Annotated in this window: 13 protein-coding genes; 10 read left to right on the top strand and 3 right to left on the bottom strand. The window is 70.7% G+C overall.

From position 1 onward, the window contains the following. Positions 1-469 precede the first annotated feature (469 nt). The 7 genes from JWQ81_RS04795 to JWQ81_RS04825 are packed head-to-tail and all read left to right on the top strand — an operon-like array spanning position 470 to position 10,403. Entirely contained in the window at positions 470-1,501 is a 1,032-nt protein-coding gene (locus tag JWQ81_RS04795; RefSeq protein WP_297537925.1) for a hypothetical protein, read from the top strand. After that, the gene (locus JWQ81_RS44790) at positions 1,492-2,022 is read left to right on the top strand and encodes a pilin (RefSeq protein ID WP_366942258.1); all 531 of its coding nucleotides are present in this window, start codon (positions 1,492-1,494) and stop codon (positions 2,020-2,022) included. Before JWQ81_RS04795 ends, JWQ81_RS44790 begins: the two co-directional genes overlap by 10 nt. Before the next feature lie 3 nt (positions 2,023-2,025). Further along, positions 2,026-4,281, top strand: coding sequence for a hypothetical protein (locus tag JWQ81_RS04805; RefSeq protein ID WP_297537927.1), 2,256 nt, complete (start codon positions 2,026-2,028; stop codon positions 4,279-4,281). Further along, a complete protein-coding gene (locus tag JWQ81_RS04810) occupies positions 4,278-4,502 on the top strand; it encodes a hypothetical protein (RefSeq protein WP_297537929.1) in 225 nt (74 codons plus the stop codon). Before JWQ81_RS04805 ends, JWQ81_RS04810 begins: the two co-directional genes overlap by 4 nt. Then, positions 4,499-5,779 carry a PrgI family protein gene (locus tag JWQ81_RS04815; protein ID WP_297537930.1) on the top strand — a complete coding sequence of 427 codons (1,281 nt, stop codon included), beginning with the start codon at positions 4,499-4,501 and terminating at the stop codon, positions 5,777-5,779. Before JWQ81_RS04810 ends, JWQ81_RS04815 begins: the two co-directional genes overlap by 4 nt. Next, complete coding sequence (locus JWQ81_RS04820; protein WP_297538387.1) at positions 5,779-7,731, top strand: DUF87 domain-containing protein; 1,953 nt, start codon at positions 5,779-5,781, stop codon at positions 7,729-7,731. Before JWQ81_RS04815 ends, JWQ81_RS04820 begins: the two co-directional genes overlap by 1 nt. 59 nt (positions 7,732-7,790) lie before the next feature. Beyond that, the gene (locus JWQ81_RS04825) at positions 7,791-10,403 is read left to right on the top strand and encodes a DUF87 domain-containing protein (RefSeq protein ID WP_297537933.1); all 2,613 of its coding nucleotides are present in this window, start codon (positions 7,791-7,793) and stop codon (positions 10,401-10,403) included. A gap of 26 nt (positions 10,404-10,429) precedes the next feature. Here JWQ81_RS04825 and JWQ81_RS04830 read toward each other — a convergent pair whose 3' ends face one another. Further along, the gene (locus JWQ81_RS04830) at positions 10,430-11,005 is read right to left on the bottom strand and encodes a hypothetical protein (protein ID WP_297537934.1); all 576 of its coding nucleotides are present in this window, start codon (positions 11,003-11,005) and stop codon (positions 10,430-10,432) included. Between the two features lie 150 nt (positions 11,006-11,155). Here JWQ81_RS04830 and JWQ81_RS04835 point away from each other — a divergent pair, with 150 nt between their 5' ends. Next, positions 11,156-12,211: a replication-relaxation family protein gene (locus JWQ81_RS04835; RefSeq protein ID WP_297537936.1), complete on the top strand. Its 1,056-nt coding sequence runs from the start codon at positions 11,156-11,158 to the stop codon at positions 12,209-12,211. Beyond that, complete coding sequence (locus tag JWQ81_RS04840; protein ID WP_297537938.1) at positions 12,208-13,170, top strand: bifunctional lytic transglycosylase/C40 family peptidase; 963 nt, start codon at positions 12,208-12,210, stop codon at positions 13,168-13,170. Before JWQ81_RS04835 ends, JWQ81_RS04840 begins: the two co-directional genes overlap by 4 nt. Here JWQ81_RS04840 and JWQ81_RS04845 read toward each other — a convergent pair. Next, a complete protein-coding gene (locus tag JWQ81_RS04845) occupies positions 13,139-13,576 on the bottom strand; it encodes a hypothetical protein (RefSeq protein ID WP_297537940.1) in 438 nt (145 codons plus the stop codon). The two genes, JWQ81_RS04840 and JWQ81_RS04845, sit on opposite strands and share 32 nt — an antisense overlap. A gap of 92 nt (positions 13,577-13,668) precedes the next feature. Then, on the bottom strand, positions 13,669-14,502 hold the full coding sequence (locus tag JWQ81_RS04850) for a hypothetical protein (protein WP_297537942.1): 834 nt from the start codon (positions 14,500-14,502) through the stop codon (positions 13,669-13,671). Between the two features lie 318 nt (positions 14,503-14,820). Here JWQ81_RS04850 and JWQ81_RS04855 point away from each other — a divergent pair, with 318 nt between their 5' ends. Beyond that, positions 14,821-15,531, top strand: a complete 711-nt coding sequence (locus JWQ81_RS04855) for a helix-turn-helix domain-containing protein (RefSeq protein WP_297537945.1) — start codon at positions 14,821-14,823, stop codon at positions 15,529-15,531. Positions 15,532-16,031 lie beyond the last annotated feature (500 nt).

A 16,031-nucleotide genomic window follows, 5' to 3' on the forward strand; every position in this document is an offset into this window, starting at 1 on the left:
GACCCGAACTTTCTCTTGTCAATTCTTCTGGCCCTTGTCGCCATTCATAGGCGACTGGAAAAGGCTTACGGACTCACGCGCGCGGGAATTGATCCCCGTCTCCGCGGAAGGGCGTTGCGCGGCGTGGTGAGAATTTTTTGGGGACCTGGCTGCGTCTCGCGCTGAACGCTCGCTCCGTGGTGCGGGCGCGTGACTGCAGCTCTAACCGAACTAGTACCGAACTAGTACCGCAACCGCATAGCCACAGCTCAGTGGGTATTACCGATGATCACGCGGCGATCGCGAGCCGTCTTCCCGATCGCCTCCGCGCGGGGCAGGTGATGATCGTGAAGTCCCCGGGAAGATGATCACTGAAGATCATCGGTACTAGGTTGGTCAGCGTCCGGTACCACTTCGGTTCGAGTTCGGTACTACCCCCTGCGGTGTCCTGGATGAGTCGCTTTCCACCGACTCACCCAGGGAGCCATTCATGGTCACCAACTCCGCCTTTCCGCGCCCCGCATTCGGGCGCGACTCCATGCCGTTGGACGCCGCCCGCGCGGCGTTCGGGTGGCTGACCAGCGGACCGCAGCCGGTGTCGGTCGACGGCCGGTTGTTCCCCGGCCTGCCCGCCCGCCGGGTGCCCGTGGACGAGCTGCGCGAGCGGCTGCTGGAGCGCGGCTGCACGCAGGCTCTACGGCACGCGGTCTGGGCGCATCTGGTCCTGCTCTCCCGCACCGGCGGCGGGACCTGGACCGTCGCCTGCGTCGGTGTCGCACTCCCCGCGCTCACCAGAATCGCCGCGACGCTCTCGGCGAAGTTCGTCGGCGATCCCAGCGACATCCACGCCGCCGTCTTAGCCGGCTTCGTGGAGGAACTCGCGCACATCGATCTGCGCAAACCGCGGATCATGCTGCGGCTGCGCTGGGCGGCCTACCGCGCCGGCCACACCGCCGTGCGCGAGGCACTGGACGCACCGGTCCCCTCGGGCGGCGGCTTCCGCTCGGCCACACCGCAGATGCCGTGGGGGCACCCCGACTTCGTCCTCGCCCGCGCTGTGGCCGAGGGCGCGATCACCGCCGAGGACGCCGAGCTGATCGGCGCCACCCGGCTGGAAGGACTGCCGCTGGCGACCGCCGGTGAGGACCGCGGACTGACCTACGAGGCGGTCAAGAAGGTCCGGCTGCGCGCCGAGTACCGCCTGCTCGCCTACCTGCGCGACGACGCCCCGGCCGAGGCGTCCGCCGGCCCGGCTGAGCGGGATCTGGCCGACCAGGTCGCTGACGCGGTGCTCATCTCCCGCGCCTCCCGTGCCGTGACCGCCGCCCGCGCGTCGTCACCTTCCGTGACCGAACTGAGCGGGCATGTCGCGAGAAAAGCTCGCCGTCGGGTGTCCCGAAAGGGCCAGGAATCCGGAGTTCAGGGGTGCGGGAGGAAACCAGCTGCTTCCGCGACCACCACGCCGCCCGACCGGCCAGCAGCGCCGTCGGACCTGACTCCGGAGGTGCCGCGATGCGCCTGACCCGAACACCGCGCAAGCCCCGTCCCGACCGCCGCCCCACCACACCCCGGCCCAGCCGCCGACCCCGAACCCGCCACACCACCGCGGCCCGGCGAGGTGGCCTCGCCCGCTCGTGCACGTCCCGGCCGACCGACGAGCAGGTCGTCATACCCGCGATCCCTCGTGAGCCGGGGAGCGATCGCCGCAGGCTGCGCCGGCGTCTGGCCGTGGTCACCGAACTGGCCGTTCTCGCCCTGGTCCTCTCGACCCCGACCGCGCACGCGGAGACCACCCAGGTTCTCGCGCTGGCCGGGTCGATCGACGAGGTGCTGACCAACACCCGCAACTACGTGATGGGCATCCTCGCCGGACTGGCGACCTTGTTCCTGTCCATCGGCGGAGTCCGCTACGTCATGGGCGGCGGCGACCCCGGGGAGATCGAGAAGGCCAAGGTCTGCTTCAAGGCCGCCGGCATCGGCTACGTCCTGGCCGCGCTCGCGCCCCTGGTCGTCACCGTCCTCAAAGGCATCGTGGGGGCGTAGGCGATGACCCCGACCAGGCACCCCCGCCACCGTCCACCGGCGGCACCGAGCGTGCGCCGCCTGCGCGCCGAGGAACACGGCCAGGCACGCACCGCGCCCGCTGGAACGGCCCGGCCGCCGCTCACGTTGCCGAGCACCACCCCGCGCTCCAACCGGCGCAGCCGTCGGGTGCGGTGGCTGCCGCGCATGACGCGAGGCCGGGCGCTGGCGATGCTGGCGCTGGGCCTGGTCGTCCTGCTCGGTGGCACCCTGGCCGTCACCGCGAGCGCCGCACCCGGCTCCGGGCCGGCCGCCGCGCAGCCCGCACCGAACCCGCCACTGCCGCTGCCGACCGGTGACCCGTGCACTCCGGATTCACCGCTGGCCCTGTGCCACCAGCCCGCCCCGAGCACCACACCGCCGACGACCGGCGTGCCACTGCCGCCTCCCACCACGCTGCCGACGCTCCCTTCGTGCGACCCCAGCCTTCCCCTGCCCCAGTGTTCGCCGAGCGGCGCGCCGACATCGACCACACCGTGCACGGGCGAGGGCTGCATCCCGCAGCCGCCGACCTCGACGCTGCCGCCGGGCGGACCGGGGATCGGCCAGCCCGGTGCCGGCGGCACCGGTGAGCAGGAGTGCGGATTCACCCACATCGGCGGCTGCATCACCAACGCGATCAACGACTTCTTCGCCGGCGTCGTCACCGCCGCGCTGAACCCGCTGCTCGACCTGCTCTCGGCGACGTTGCTCACCACGCCGACACCGAGTTCGCTGCCGCGCATCGGTGAGCTGTGGGACAACTCGTGGCAGATCTTGCTCGTCAGCTACGCGATGCTGGTCCTCATCGCCGGGGTGCTGGTGATGAGCTACGAGACCCTGCAGACCCGCCACTCGGTGAAGGAGATCGCGCCGCGACTCGTCGTGGGGTTCCTGTCCGGGGCGCTGAGTCTGTGGGTGGCGACCAAAGGCATCGAGATCGCCAACGCGCTGGTTCCCGCGATCATGGGCAGCGGCGTTGACGCCGGCTCGGCGGCCGACACGTTGAAGAACATGATCCTCGCCCAGAACAACGAGGGCGGTTTCTTCCTGGTCATCATCGGCCTCGTCCTGGCCGGGATGCTGCTGGTTCTGCTGGTCACCTACATCGTCCGCGTCGCGCTGACGATCATCCTCATCGCGGGCGCGCCGCTGGCGCTGATGTTCCACGCGTTGCCGCAGACCGACGGCATCGCGAAGTGGTGGTGGAAAGCCTACGGCGGCTGCCTGGCCATCCAGGTCGGGCAATCCCTGACGCTGATCGTGGCGGTCAAGGTGTTCCTCGCGCCCGGCGGTTTCACCATCTTCGGCGCCACCGGCGCGGGTGTGATCAACATGCTGGTGGCGATCGCGCTGATGTACATCCTGTTCAAGATCCCGTTCTGGATTCTGGGCTCGATCCGCGGCGGTGGCGGAGGCCGGTCGCTGGTCGGGTCGCTGGTGCGCGGGTTCCTCGCCTACAAGACCTTCGGCCTGCTCGGCGGCGGCGGAGGTGGCCGCAAGCCGCGCCCGTCCGGTGGCAACCGTGGCGGCGGCGGTGGAAGCACGAGCCCGTACGCGAACCCGACCACCACGTCGGGCGGTCAGTACGTGTTGCCGCTGACCGGCCTCAAGCGCGGCAAGCTGCCCACGCCGCCGCACCAGCGCTACCCCGCCCGGGGAACGAAGACCTCCTTCGGCCCCCGGCGCGCACCCAGCGGCGTCCAGTTGTCGCTGCCGCTGGGCGATGACTGGCCGGAGAACAAGCCGGTCCTCGGACGCGACGGTCAGTACCGGCTCCCGCTGGACGTCGCCCGGGTCACTCCGACCCCGCCACCACCCTTACCCGGCCAGCCGGGTCCCGGTGGCGGCCGTCGTGGCGGGCAGCAACTGCAGTTCGAGTTCGACCCGTACCGGGGCAACCGGCCGAGGAGCTCGGGCCAGTACCCGCTGCCGCTGGACGTGACCCGCACGCCACGTCCGGCCGGGCCGCCGCCGGCGACGCCGCCACGCCCCCGGCCGGGCGGCACGCAGCTGGAGTTGCCGTTCGACCCCTACAAGGGCACCCGGCCCACCCGCTCCGGGCAGTACCCGATGCCGCTGGACGGGGTCCGCCGAGTCCCGCCCGCCACACCCGCGCCACCGGCCCCGCCGCCACGGCCCGCCGCTCGCGGCGGACGGCAGCTGCGGCTCCCGCTGGACCTCCCGAAACCCCCGCGCCGGACCGCACCGCCGAAACCCACATCCGGAGGAACACCATGAGTACGCCCGACTACAGCCCGGACGGGCTGACGTGTGACGACATCACCGAACTGCAACGCGACGTCACCGCCGAACTCCGCCGTGAGGGCCACCTCCCACGGCAACGCCGCCGCCGGCGCACCTCCGCTGCCCGGCCGCGCGACGCCGCGCGCGCCCAGGCCATGCGCTCGCCCCGCGCCCCCGCGGCACGGCGCGGCCACCGGCGAGGGGACCACCGATGAGCTACCGCGAGCCCCCCAACGCCGGGTCCTACGCCGTGCGCATCCCCGCCGACGTCGACATGCGCGACCGCGTCCTGGGACCGCTGACCGCCCGGCAGCTGGCGATCCTCGGCGTCACCGGCCTGGTGCTCTACGCCGCCTGGGCCGCCACCCACGCGTTCCTGCCGATCCCCGTGTTCTTCGCACTGGCCGTCCCGGTCGCCGCGAGCGCGGCGATTCTCGCGCTCGGCCACCGCGACGGCATCTCGATGGACCGGATGCTGCTCGCCGCGATCCGCCAGCGCGTCGCACCACGCCACCGCGTCTCCGCCCCCGAAGGCGTCCGGCCCGCCCCGGCCTGGCTCACCAGCCAGACGGCTGCCGCCACCGGGCGTGGCGGGCACAACGGCAAGGACAAGACCACAGCGCGCGTGGGGGAGGAGATCTCGCCGTCGGCGCTGCGGCTGCCCGCCGAGGCGATCACCGACACCGGCGTCGTCGACCTCGGCGCCGACGGCCTGGCCGTCGTCGCGGTGGCCTCCACGGTCAACTTCGCCCTGCGCACACCGTCCGAGCAAGAGGCACTGGTTGCCAGCTTCGGCCGCTACCTGCACTCGCTCACCGCGCCGGTGCAGATCCTTGTCCGCACCGAACGTCTCGACCTGTCCGGGCAGATCACCGAACTGCTCGCGCGCGCCGGCGGACTGCCGCACCCGGCGCTGGAAGCCGCCGCGGTCGAGCACGCCGACTACCTCGCGCAGCTCGGCGAGCAGACCGACCTGCTGCGCCGGCAGGTGCTGCTGGTGCTGCGCGAGCCGATGGGCGCCACCGCCGCCCCGACCGACGGCCTCGGCGGACCCTCCCCGCTGGCCGTGCTGAGCGCGCTGACGCGCGGCACACGGCGCGCGAACACCGACACCGGCCGGGCGAGTGCGGGGGTGCGGCGGGCGGCGGAGTCGCGACTGGTGCGCCGCCTGGGCGAGGCGGTCGAGCTGCTGGCGCCGGCCGGGATCGTCGTGACCCCGCTGGACGCCGGACAGGCCACCAGCGTGCTCGCGTCGGCCTGCAACCCCGACACCTTCCTGCCCCTGTCGGCGGGCCTGGCCGGGGCAGACGAGGTCATCACCACCTCCGGCGGCAGCGACCTGACCGACGACGACCTCGCCGACACCGGGCTCTGGCACGACGGCCGCGGCGCCGACGGCCGCGGTGAGCCCGACCCGGACGCCGACCTCGACGACTGGGACTACGACGACAGCAGCGACGACGACCTCGACTATGGAAGGGGGCGGTCGTGATGACCACCCGAGCCCGTACCCGGCGCGGCCAGCGCCGCCCTGCCACCCGGCCCGCCTCGCGTGCCGCCGCGTTCACCCCCGACGCCCTGTCGGTCGGCGCGCGCCACCTGGAAGTAAGCAACGAGTGGGTGTCCAGCTTCGCGGTCACCGGCTTCCCGCGCGAGGTGCACCCCGGTTGGCTCGCTCCGCTGCTGACCTACCCCGGACGCCTCGACGTCGCCCTGCACGTCGAGCCGATCGACCCGGCCACCGCCGCGAACCGGCTCAAGAAGCAGCTCGCGAAACTCGAGAGCGGCCGGCGGCACACCGCTGAGCACGGCCGCCTGTACGACCCGCAGGTCGAGGCCGCCACCGAAGACGCCTACGACCTGTCCTCCCGCATCGCCCGCGGCGAGGGGAAGCTGTTCCGCGTCGGCCTCTACCTCACCATCCACGCCCCCACCGAACGGGCGCTGCAGGACGAAGTCGGTGCCTTGCGGTCACTGGCGGCGAGCCTGCTGCTCGACGCGAAGCACACCACCTACCGGTCACTGCAGGGCTGGGTGTCCTGCCTGCCGATGGGCCTGGACCTCATCGGCATGCGGCGCACCTTTGACACCAGCGCGCTCTCGGCCGCTTTCCCGTTCACCAGCCCGGACCTGCCCGCGGCCGACCCGACCTCGGTGGCCGCGCCCTCGGGCGTGCTCTACGGCTACAACGTCGGCAGCCAGGGGCTGGTGCACTGGGACCGGTTCGGCGACGGGATGCACAACCACAACTCCGTCATCCTCGGCCGCAGCGGCGCGGGCAAGAGCTACCTAGTGAAACTCGAGCTCCTGCGCAGCCTGTACCGGGGGATCGAGGTCGCGGTCGTCGACCCGGAGGACGAGTACGCGCGGCTGGCCGCCGCCGTCGGCGGCACCTACGTCCACCTCGGCGCGGCCGATGTGCGGTTGAACCCGTTCGACCTGCCCATCCACCGCACCGACGACGGCCGCCGCACCGCCCCGAAAGACGCCCTCGTCCGGCGCAGCCTGTTCCTGCACACCGTCATCGCTGTCCTCATCGGCGGCGAACCGGATTCGGGCGAACGGGCCGCGCTGGACCGTGCCATCGCCGCCACCTACCAGTCCGTCGGCATCACCGCCGACGCCCGCACCTGGACCCGGCCCTCGCCGACGCTGCGGACCTTGCGCGACCAGCTCGCCGCCGCCGGGCACGCCGGCGACCGGGCCGCGACTGACCTCGCCGCGAAGCTGCACCCCTACGTCGAGGGCGCGTTCTCTTCTCTGTTCGACGGGCAGACCACCACCCATCCCGACGGCCATCTGATCGTGTTCAGCCTGCGCGACCTCCCCGACGAGCTGAAGGGGATCGGCACCCTGCTCACGTTGGACGCGGTGTGGCGGCGGGTGTCCAACCCGGCGATCCGCCGCCCGCGCCTGGTCGTCGTGGACGAGGCGTGGCTGCTGATGAAGGAGCGCTCCGGCGCGGAGTTCCTGTTCCGGATGGCCAAAGCGTCCCGCAAACACTGGGCCGGGCTGACCGTCGCCACCCAGGACACCGCCGACGTCCTCGGCAGCGACCTCGGCAAAGCCGTCGTCGCCAACGCCGCGACCCAGATCCTGCTCCGCCAGGCATCCCAGGCCATCGACGAGATCACCGCGACCTTCGACCTGTCGGCAGGGGAGCGTCAGTTCCTGTTGTCGGCGGACAAGGGCCAGGGCCTGCTCTCGGCCGGAACCCAGCGCGTGGCGTTCCAGTCCATCGCCTCGCCGACCGAGCACTACCTCGTCACGAGCAACCCCGCCGAACTCGCCGGTTACGCCGAGAACGCCGACAACACCGGTGACGCCGACCCCGAGCAGTCCTACGTCGATCTCGGCTTCGCCGACGACATGGCACAGGCCAGCGACGGCGACGAGTTCGGGTCCACCGGCACCGACGAGCACATCGAGCTCGACGCCGCGTAACGCATCTGTCACCCGCCTTCGGGGGGAACTAGTTCTCCTCTGGTGAAAGGACTTTCGCCATGCTTGCTGTGATACCCGCTGCTCTCCTTCACCCGCTCTCCGCCGCCACGCCGCCAGGCGGCGGCCTGCCCGGCGGACCTCTCGGCCGCTACCTGAGTGATCCCTGGGGCGCCCTGCACGCGCTGGTGACCCCGGTCGGGCAGTGGCTGGCCGTGTGGTGGCCCGCCGTCGCGGTGGTCGTCGTGCTCGCGGTCCTCGTGGTGGTCTGCGAGCGGCGGTGGCTGGCCGGGCGCCGCCGTGCCGCGCTGGTTGCCGACGCCCGCCAGATCACCGTGCTCGCCCCGCCCACCGTCGACCCCGCCGGCGGCGCGGCACTGTGGTCCAACCTCGTCGGGCTGCTGCGCCCGGCCTGGCGCCGCGCGTTCGCCGGCCAGCCGCACGTCGCCTGCGAGTACGTGTTCTCCGAGGCCGGTGTCGCCATCCGACTCTGGGTACCCGGCGTCATCCCACCCGGCCTGGTCGAACGCGCCGTCGAGGCCGCGTGGCCCGGCTCGCACACCCGCGTCGGCCCGGCCGAGCCACCACTGCCACCACCCGGGGACAGACAGCGGCGCCTGGTCGTCGGCGGTGAACTGCGCCTCGCGCGGTCGGAGGCACTGCCGATCCGCACCGCCTTCGACGCCGACCCGATCCGCGCGCTCATCGGCGCGCCCGTGGGCCTGGGGCGCGAGGAGTACGCCTGCGTTCAGGTCCTCGCCCGCCCGGTCGCCGGCCGCCGCGTCGCGAAGGCGCGCCGCTCGGCGCGCCGGGTGCACACCGGCGGCTCCACCCACGTGATGGGGCGACTGCTCGACGTCATCACGCCGGGCGTGAAGTCCGGCCGCACCCGGCAGGCCACCAAGTCCGGGCAGCTGCACAGCGATCCGCAGACCTCGCTGGAGTACTCCGCGCAGAACCGCGCCATCGTCGCCAAACAACGCGGAAGCCAGTTCGAGACGGTCATCCGCTACGCCGTCGCCACCCTCCTGCCCGAGGACGCCGGGGAGCGCGAGGTCCGCGGTGCCCGGGATGTGGCCCGCGGCCGGGCACACGCCCTCGCCGCGTCCTTCGCCTCCTACACCGAGCACAACCGCTACGGCCGCCACCGCCTCCGCCACCCCGGCACCGTCCTGGACGAACGCCGCCTGCACCGAGGCGACCTGCTCTCCGTCGACGAACTCGCGGCGCTGGCGCACCTGCCCACCGACGAGTCCATCCCCGGCGTGCAGCGAGCCGGTGCCCGCGCGATCTCCCCACCGCCGGGCATCGCCACCCCCGGCCCCCAGGCCAAGCCGATCGGGATCACCGACACCGGACACGAGCGCCCGGTCGCGCTGCGGGTGCCCGACGCCCGACACCACCTGCACATCATCGGCGCCACCGGCTCCGGCAAGTCCACCCTGCTGGGCAACATGATCCTCGACGACGCCGAGGCTGGGCGCGGGATCGTGCTGATCGACGCCAAAGGTGACCTGGTCACCGACGTCTTGTCGCGCCTGCCCCGCTCGGCGGCGGACCGGGTCGTGCTGTTCGACGCCGACTCGAAGTCCCGTCCGCCCTGCCTCAACCCGCTGGACGGCGGGGAGACCGACTTGACCGTCGACAACCTCGTCAGTGTGTTCCGGCGGGTGTACTCGGCGTTCTGGGGGCCGCGCACCGACGACGTCATGCGCGCCGCCTGCCTCACCCTGCGCACCCAGGAAGGCGTCGCGACGCTGGCCGACCTGCCCAAGCTGCTGGTCGACGAGGCGTTCCGCTCCCGGGTCACCGCCGGGGTCACCGACCCGGTCCTGCGCGGGTTCTGGAGCTGGTATGAGGAACTGACCGACTCCAGCCGCAGCCAGGTGATCTCGCCGCTGATGAACAAGCTGCGCGCGTTCCTGCTGCGGCCCTTCGTTCGCGACGCCATCGCGGGCGGTCACTCCACCGTGGACATGGGTGAGGTTCTCGACGGCGGCATCTGCCTCGTCCGCATCCCCAAGGGAAGCCTGGGGGAGGAGACAACGCGGTTGGTCGGGTCGCTGGTGGTCGCGCGGACCTGGCAGGCCACCACCGGGCGCGCCCGAACACCGCAACGCCAGCGCAAAGACGCCTCGCTGATCATCGACGAGTGCCACAACTTCTTGAACCTGCCCTACCCGATCGAGGACATGCTGGCGGAGGCCCGGGGGTTCCGGGTCTCGATGACCCTGGCCCACCAGCACCTCGGGCAGCTTCCCCGGGAACTGCGGGAGGGCATGTCCACCAACGCCCGCAGCAAGATCTTCTTCAACGCCAGTCCCGAGGACGCCCGCGAGCTCTCGCGGCACACCGCGCCGCGGCTGTCCGATCACGACCTCGCGCACCTGGGCGTCTTCCACGCCGCCGTCCGCCTCGTCCTGGGCGGCGAGGAGGCGCAGCCGTTCACCATGCGCACCGTGCCGCTCCCGCGCGCGATCCCCGGCCGTGCACGGGAAATCCGCACCATGGCCCGACGCGCGCTACACACCCGCACGGCCGCCGCGACCACTAGCGGCGGCTCGCCCTCGCGGCCCCCGACGAGGCCCACCGCGGGGTCGAGGCCGGCGAACCGCGGCCAGGCGACGGGGCCAGTGGTCCGGCCTCGCAGCACCGACCCACGCCGCCACGGCTGACCAGTACAAGTATGACCGACCACGGACTACCGACGGGAGTGGGTGAGCTTGCGGTCACGGCCGTTCAACTCCCGAGAGGTAATCCCCCTTCGTTTGTCGATCGTGCGTAACGAGATGTACGGGACGCTCGATTGGATCTTGCGAAAATTCTGCATGATCGTGAGCACGTCGGTTGCCCTGCTCAAGGCCAACACGATGATGGTCAGGAACGCCGTATCAATCCCCTTCAAGTTGTTCGGCAGGAAGAGTTGAGTGACGAAGATCGCTGTCACACCCAAGGCGGAATTCCAGTAGAACCGCGTCGACATGCGACGAAGCTCCGTTACGCCACTGGCGTCTCTGCAGTAGCTGATGACCACCATGTGCCGGACGAAGACGAGCGCAACCGGCAGCAAAACCGCGATAAGACTGAGGCAAAAAGACCATGCCTGATGGTCGTAATAGTGCGGTACCAGGGGAAGCAGCACGACAGCCGAGATCGTACCGGCGTCAAGTAAACGAACGACGGTGCGCAAACGGGTCTTCAGCGGCGGTTTGCGCAGCCCATGGTGACCCGAAATCTTGCGTTGACCAGCGGAGAGCGCTCCGATATGCGACGTCATGGCCACCATGATGCCACCCAGAGAGTCGCACTGACGCTGAATTCTCACATCCGGCCAGAGGGATCCCTCTCGCCGAAAGTGTTTGCCATGAACGTCGTGACAACACGACAGGCAAGAACATTCGCCATCAACCACTGGAGGTCTCGCCCCATGATCACTAACCCCACCAGGCAGCGCTCCCTGCGCGGCCACAAAGCGACCCGGCCGACTCCGCGCGCGGCCAACACCGCCGACCATCAAGGTCTGCTCGCCTGGCGGCTGACACCGCGGGACCGGTGGATCATCCGCATGGTCCACGAGCACCGCGTCCTCACCGCCCACCAGGTCACCGCCCTAGCCTTCCCCAGCTTCCGGTCGGGCCGGATGCGGCTGCGCGAGCTGTTCCAGTGGGGCGTGCTCGACCGCTTCCAGCCCTTCGTCTCGGTCGGCACGGCCCCGATGCACTACGTGCTCGCGCCGGCCGGGGCCGCGGTGCTGGCCGCCGAGGACGGCCTCGACGTCAAAGAGCTCGGCTACCGGCACGACCGCGCGTTCGGCATCGCCCACAGCCTGCGCCTGGCCCACACCGTCGGGGTCAACGAGTGGTTCACCGCCCTGGTCGACCACGCCCGCCACCCGGATCCCGGCGAGCACGCCGCCCTGGATGCGTGGTGGGCCGAGGCCCGCTGCGCACGCCACTTCGGGGACTTGATCAAGCCCGACGCCTACGGCCGGTGGACCGCCCACGGGCAGACTGTCGAGTTCTTCCTGGAGTACGACTTCGGCACCGAGGTCCTGGGCAAACTCACCGGCAAGCTGACCGGGTACGCCGCGCTGGCCGAGGCCACCGGCATCACCACACCACTGCTGATCTGGCTGCCGACCTCCCGGCGCGAGGCCACCGCCCGCCGGTTGCTGCACAAGGTGTGGCGTGAGCTCGACGACCCGGACTCGGTGCCGGTGGCCACCGCCGCGGCCGAGCTGCTCAACCCCGCCGCGGAGCACCCGAGCCCCGCCGACGAGGTCTGGCTCCCGCTGGACAGCCACGGCGCAACACCCGTCCGGCGCGGTCTGCACCAGTTGCTGGGTGCGTGGCCGCACGTCCCGCCGCCGGTCACCGAGGCCGACGACGAGCAGAGCGGCGCGGACTCGCCGGCGCTGATGGCCCCGGCGCCCGCCCCGATGCCGCCGGCGACCTCGCGCGGCCCGAGCACGGGCAGGCGGTGATCGCGAAAGTGGGCGTGGCCGCGATCGGGGTGATCATCCTGATCCCGTTGTTGATCGCCGCCGGGGTGTCCGGGGCGATCTCGGCGGTGTTGGGCGGCGGCAGCCAGCCCAGCGCTACCGCGCTGGCCGACATTCCCGCCGACTACCTCGCCCTCTACCGCGAGGCCGCTGGGGTATGCCCAGGATTGGACTGGTCGATCCTCGCTGCGATCGGTAAGATCGAGACCAACCACGGTCGGTCCACATTGCCGGGTGTTTCCAGCGGTGCCAACGCTTTTGGGGCCGCTGGGCCGATGCAGTTCCTGCAGGGCACCTTCGACGGTGTGGTGGCGCGGCACCCGCTCCCGCCGGGCGGGGCGAGCCTGCCGTCGCGGTACAACCCGCACGACGCGATCTACGCCGCCGCGTACTACTTGTGCGACAGCGGGGCGGGACGTGGGGATCTGCACTCGGCGATCTTCGCCTACAACCACGCGGAGTGGTACGTGCAGGAAGTGCTGGACCAGGCCAAGGAGTACTCGGACGCCGCCGCGTCGGTGGGCACGGGCGACTGCAACGCCATCCAGGCGACCAGCGCGGTTGCGCTGGCCGCGATAAATCATGCTTGTGGGCAAAGGGGATTGCCGTATGTGTGGGGAGGCAATGGCGGGGCAGACGGCGGATTCGACTGCTCCGGTCTCACCTCGGCCGCCTACAAGGCAGCTGGTGTCACTCTACCCCGCACGGCGGACTCGCAGTTCCGGGCGGGGCCGCGCGTACCCGACGGACAGCCGCTGCTGCCCGGGGATCTCGTCTTCTACGGCACCGCCGCGCACATTCACCACGTCGGGCTCTACATCGGCGGCGGGATGATGATCGACGCGCCGGACTTTGGTCAGACTGTGAAAATCCAGTCCTACCGGTACAAGGGAGACGACTACGCGGGGGCTACGCGTCCGACTGGTTCCGTTGCGCCGTAAGAGGTTCGACGTCGCCGACGGCCGCGCCCACCATAGCACTGAAGGGGTGGCCGTCGGGACCGACGAGCAGGATGCGCTGGGTGAACAGCGGCGGGGTCGCGGGGTCGAGGGCGACGATGTTGAAGTAGCTGGCCAATTCGAACAGCGTGTTGGCCACCTCGCGGATGGTGGTGCGGTCCGGGTCGGCCTCGACCGACAGACCCTCGACCCGGATCTCCAGCACCCGCTGCTGCGGCAGGATCCCGATGACGGTGCGCACGTGCGCGGGGATGCCCCCCTCGTCGCGCAGCTCGGCGATGTCCTCGCTGAGCCGGACGGCGACGGCCTCCAATGTGTAGCCGGGGCCGATCCCGGCTCGCGTTCCCCACAGGACTAAGCATTCTATTGTGGACTCATATCGGGTCATGGTGCACCTCTTCCGGGGTATCCGGATGCGGGCGCGCGACGGTATCGCCGCACGCCCGCATCCGGTGTGACATGTACGGGAATGCGCGCGGACTACTGACCGCTCCGTGCGCGAAGCTCCGCGCGCAGGTCGCCCAACGTCCGCCCGTCGGATGCCCGCTGGAACGTGACCCAGCCGTTCTGCTGGTGGCCGCTCAACGCGGTGGCCGCACCGGATGGGGTCGCAAATACCCGCCCGTCGGCGAGGGCGATCGTCCCGTCGGCCCGGATCCGCGCGGTGTGACGCACCTCGAGGTTGCGACGGTTCCAGCCCAGCTCGTCGCCCGCTTCGGCGTCGAGCGCAACCGTGTCCTCGAACCCCGAGACCGCCTCGGTGAGATCGCAGTGCAGCCCCATCACGGCGGCGGCAGTGGGCGCGACGATACGTGGCCAGTGATCGTCGACGCCGTGCCACTGGGCGACTCGCTGCCAGCGGCCGTGGCGGGCCAGCAGCATCTCGACATCGGTGGAGACGTCCCGCGAGCGTGGTTCGTTCTCGTGCCCCGTACTCGCTCGTGAGCTCAGGCGTACGACGAGATCCCCGTCGTAGAGGCTATCGGCCGGGGGCTGGTCGACAACCCACTGTCCGGCGAACAGGGCCACCTCGCCCGCACGGTCGGGATCGGTGTCGCCGACGATGGCGACCGCCGACACGAGCATCGCCCAGACGTTGTCAGGGCTCCGCATCGGTGTCGCGGTGAACGCCGGGGTGAGGATGATCGTGTCCGCCCTCAGCCCTTCCCATTCCCGGATCGACGCCTCGTCATGCGGCTGTGACGCCCCGGTGGTTGCGTTGGCGGCCACGGGTGCGGGGGCGGGTTGCGGGGTGTCCACGGTGGCGCTGGGGGTTGGTTCGGGTGGTTCGGGGTTGTCGTGGTCGGTCGTCATTGTCTATACGTCCCTTCGGTTATGCGGTGTGACGGGCCGGGTTGGCCGACATGTATGGACGCTTCGTGAACGCGGAGTTGTCAACGCCTATGTGGCCGTCGTGGTCGGATTGGACCCGTGTGGAGCAACGATTCACAGGTCAACACCACCATCCACACGAGACGGTCGTCTTGTTTGCCGACGCCGCTTGACTTCATGGGCCGAAGGAAGCGTTCATAGTGGTGTAGCCCGCACACACCGGCAGCGCACCGGGGGCCACATCCGCTCCGGCCGGGGCATGACCACCACCGATCACAAATCCATGAATCGAGGGACGTCATGTCCAGCAAGACCCGCACCCGCAAAACCAGCACCACCGCCACGACCCGCTCCGCCACCGCGCTGCGGTCGGTTCCCGACCAGAAGACCGCCGCAACGACCCGCACGGACACCGAAGACAAGCTGTGGGAGGCATTGCACACCAACCCGAACAGCTCCGCTGCCGACCTGTCCGTGGCGGCGAAGATCGGGAAGTCGACCGCGCAGAAGATCCTCGTCAAGTGGGAGGCTGACGGCAGCGTCACCCGCACCGCTGGGATCGTCGAGGGCGGTCGGCGCGCCGCCGACCTGTGGACGATCACCGATATCGACGCCGCCCCCGCCGAGGGGGAAGCCGCCGAATCGCCGAGTACCGAACCGACCTTCCCCACAGCCGACGAGACTGACCCCGGCGACGCCGAGCCCGTTGCCAGCGACGAGACACAAGCTGCAGACGATGGCGCGGCGACCGCCGCCGACCCGGCGAGTGACAAGCCACGGTTGGTACCGGGCGCGTTGCGCGGGATGGTCGAGGACTACCTGCGCGACCACCCCGGCCAGGAGTTCGGTCCCACCGCGATCGCCAAGGAACTGGGCGGGAAATCCTCGGGTGCGGTGAGCAACGCCCTGGACAAGCTCGTCGAGGACGGTGTCGCCGCGAAGACCAACGACAAGCCGAGGCGTTTCGCGCTCGCCCCGGCGGAGGCAGCTGCCACAACAGCAGCGAACTAACCGCACAACATGCCCGAATGTGGTGGTGTCCCAACGGCGACCGTTGGGACACCACCACGTTTGCGTTCGCCTGATTACCGGGCCGACACGATGGCTTGACCGTGGGGCAGTCCGGTTCGGCTGGCGGACTACGTGGTGGTTCCCGCAACCGCTTCGTCACTGGCGACGGCGGGTACCGGGATGGGGGACGCATGATCGCGGCCGGGATGAAGTGTTACGGACAGCGCGTCGACGTCTGGCTGGCGAGGTGCGCCCACCAGGAGTCGGCGTCTCGACAGGCACGACTCCGGCCGGCGCTGGGGGGTTTGTGGGCGAGGGCGTAAACCTCTCCGCGGTGGGGCGGAAGAGGTAGGTCTGTCGGCACGAGCCCGTTAGGGACTGCGTGATCGGGATCGACACGCCGCGAAAGCTCGTTCCCGGTGAAGGTCGCGATCTTCGGCGCGCTCGTATGAATGTGGGGAAGTCCAGGTCAGGGTGTGAGCCACAGGCCGCCGTGCAAG

The organism is Amycolatopsis sp. (assembly GCF_025464955.1).
In the GTDB taxonomy this organism is placed as follows: Bacteria; Actinomycetota; Actinomycetes; order Mycobacteriales; family Pseudonocardiaceae; genus Amycolatopsis.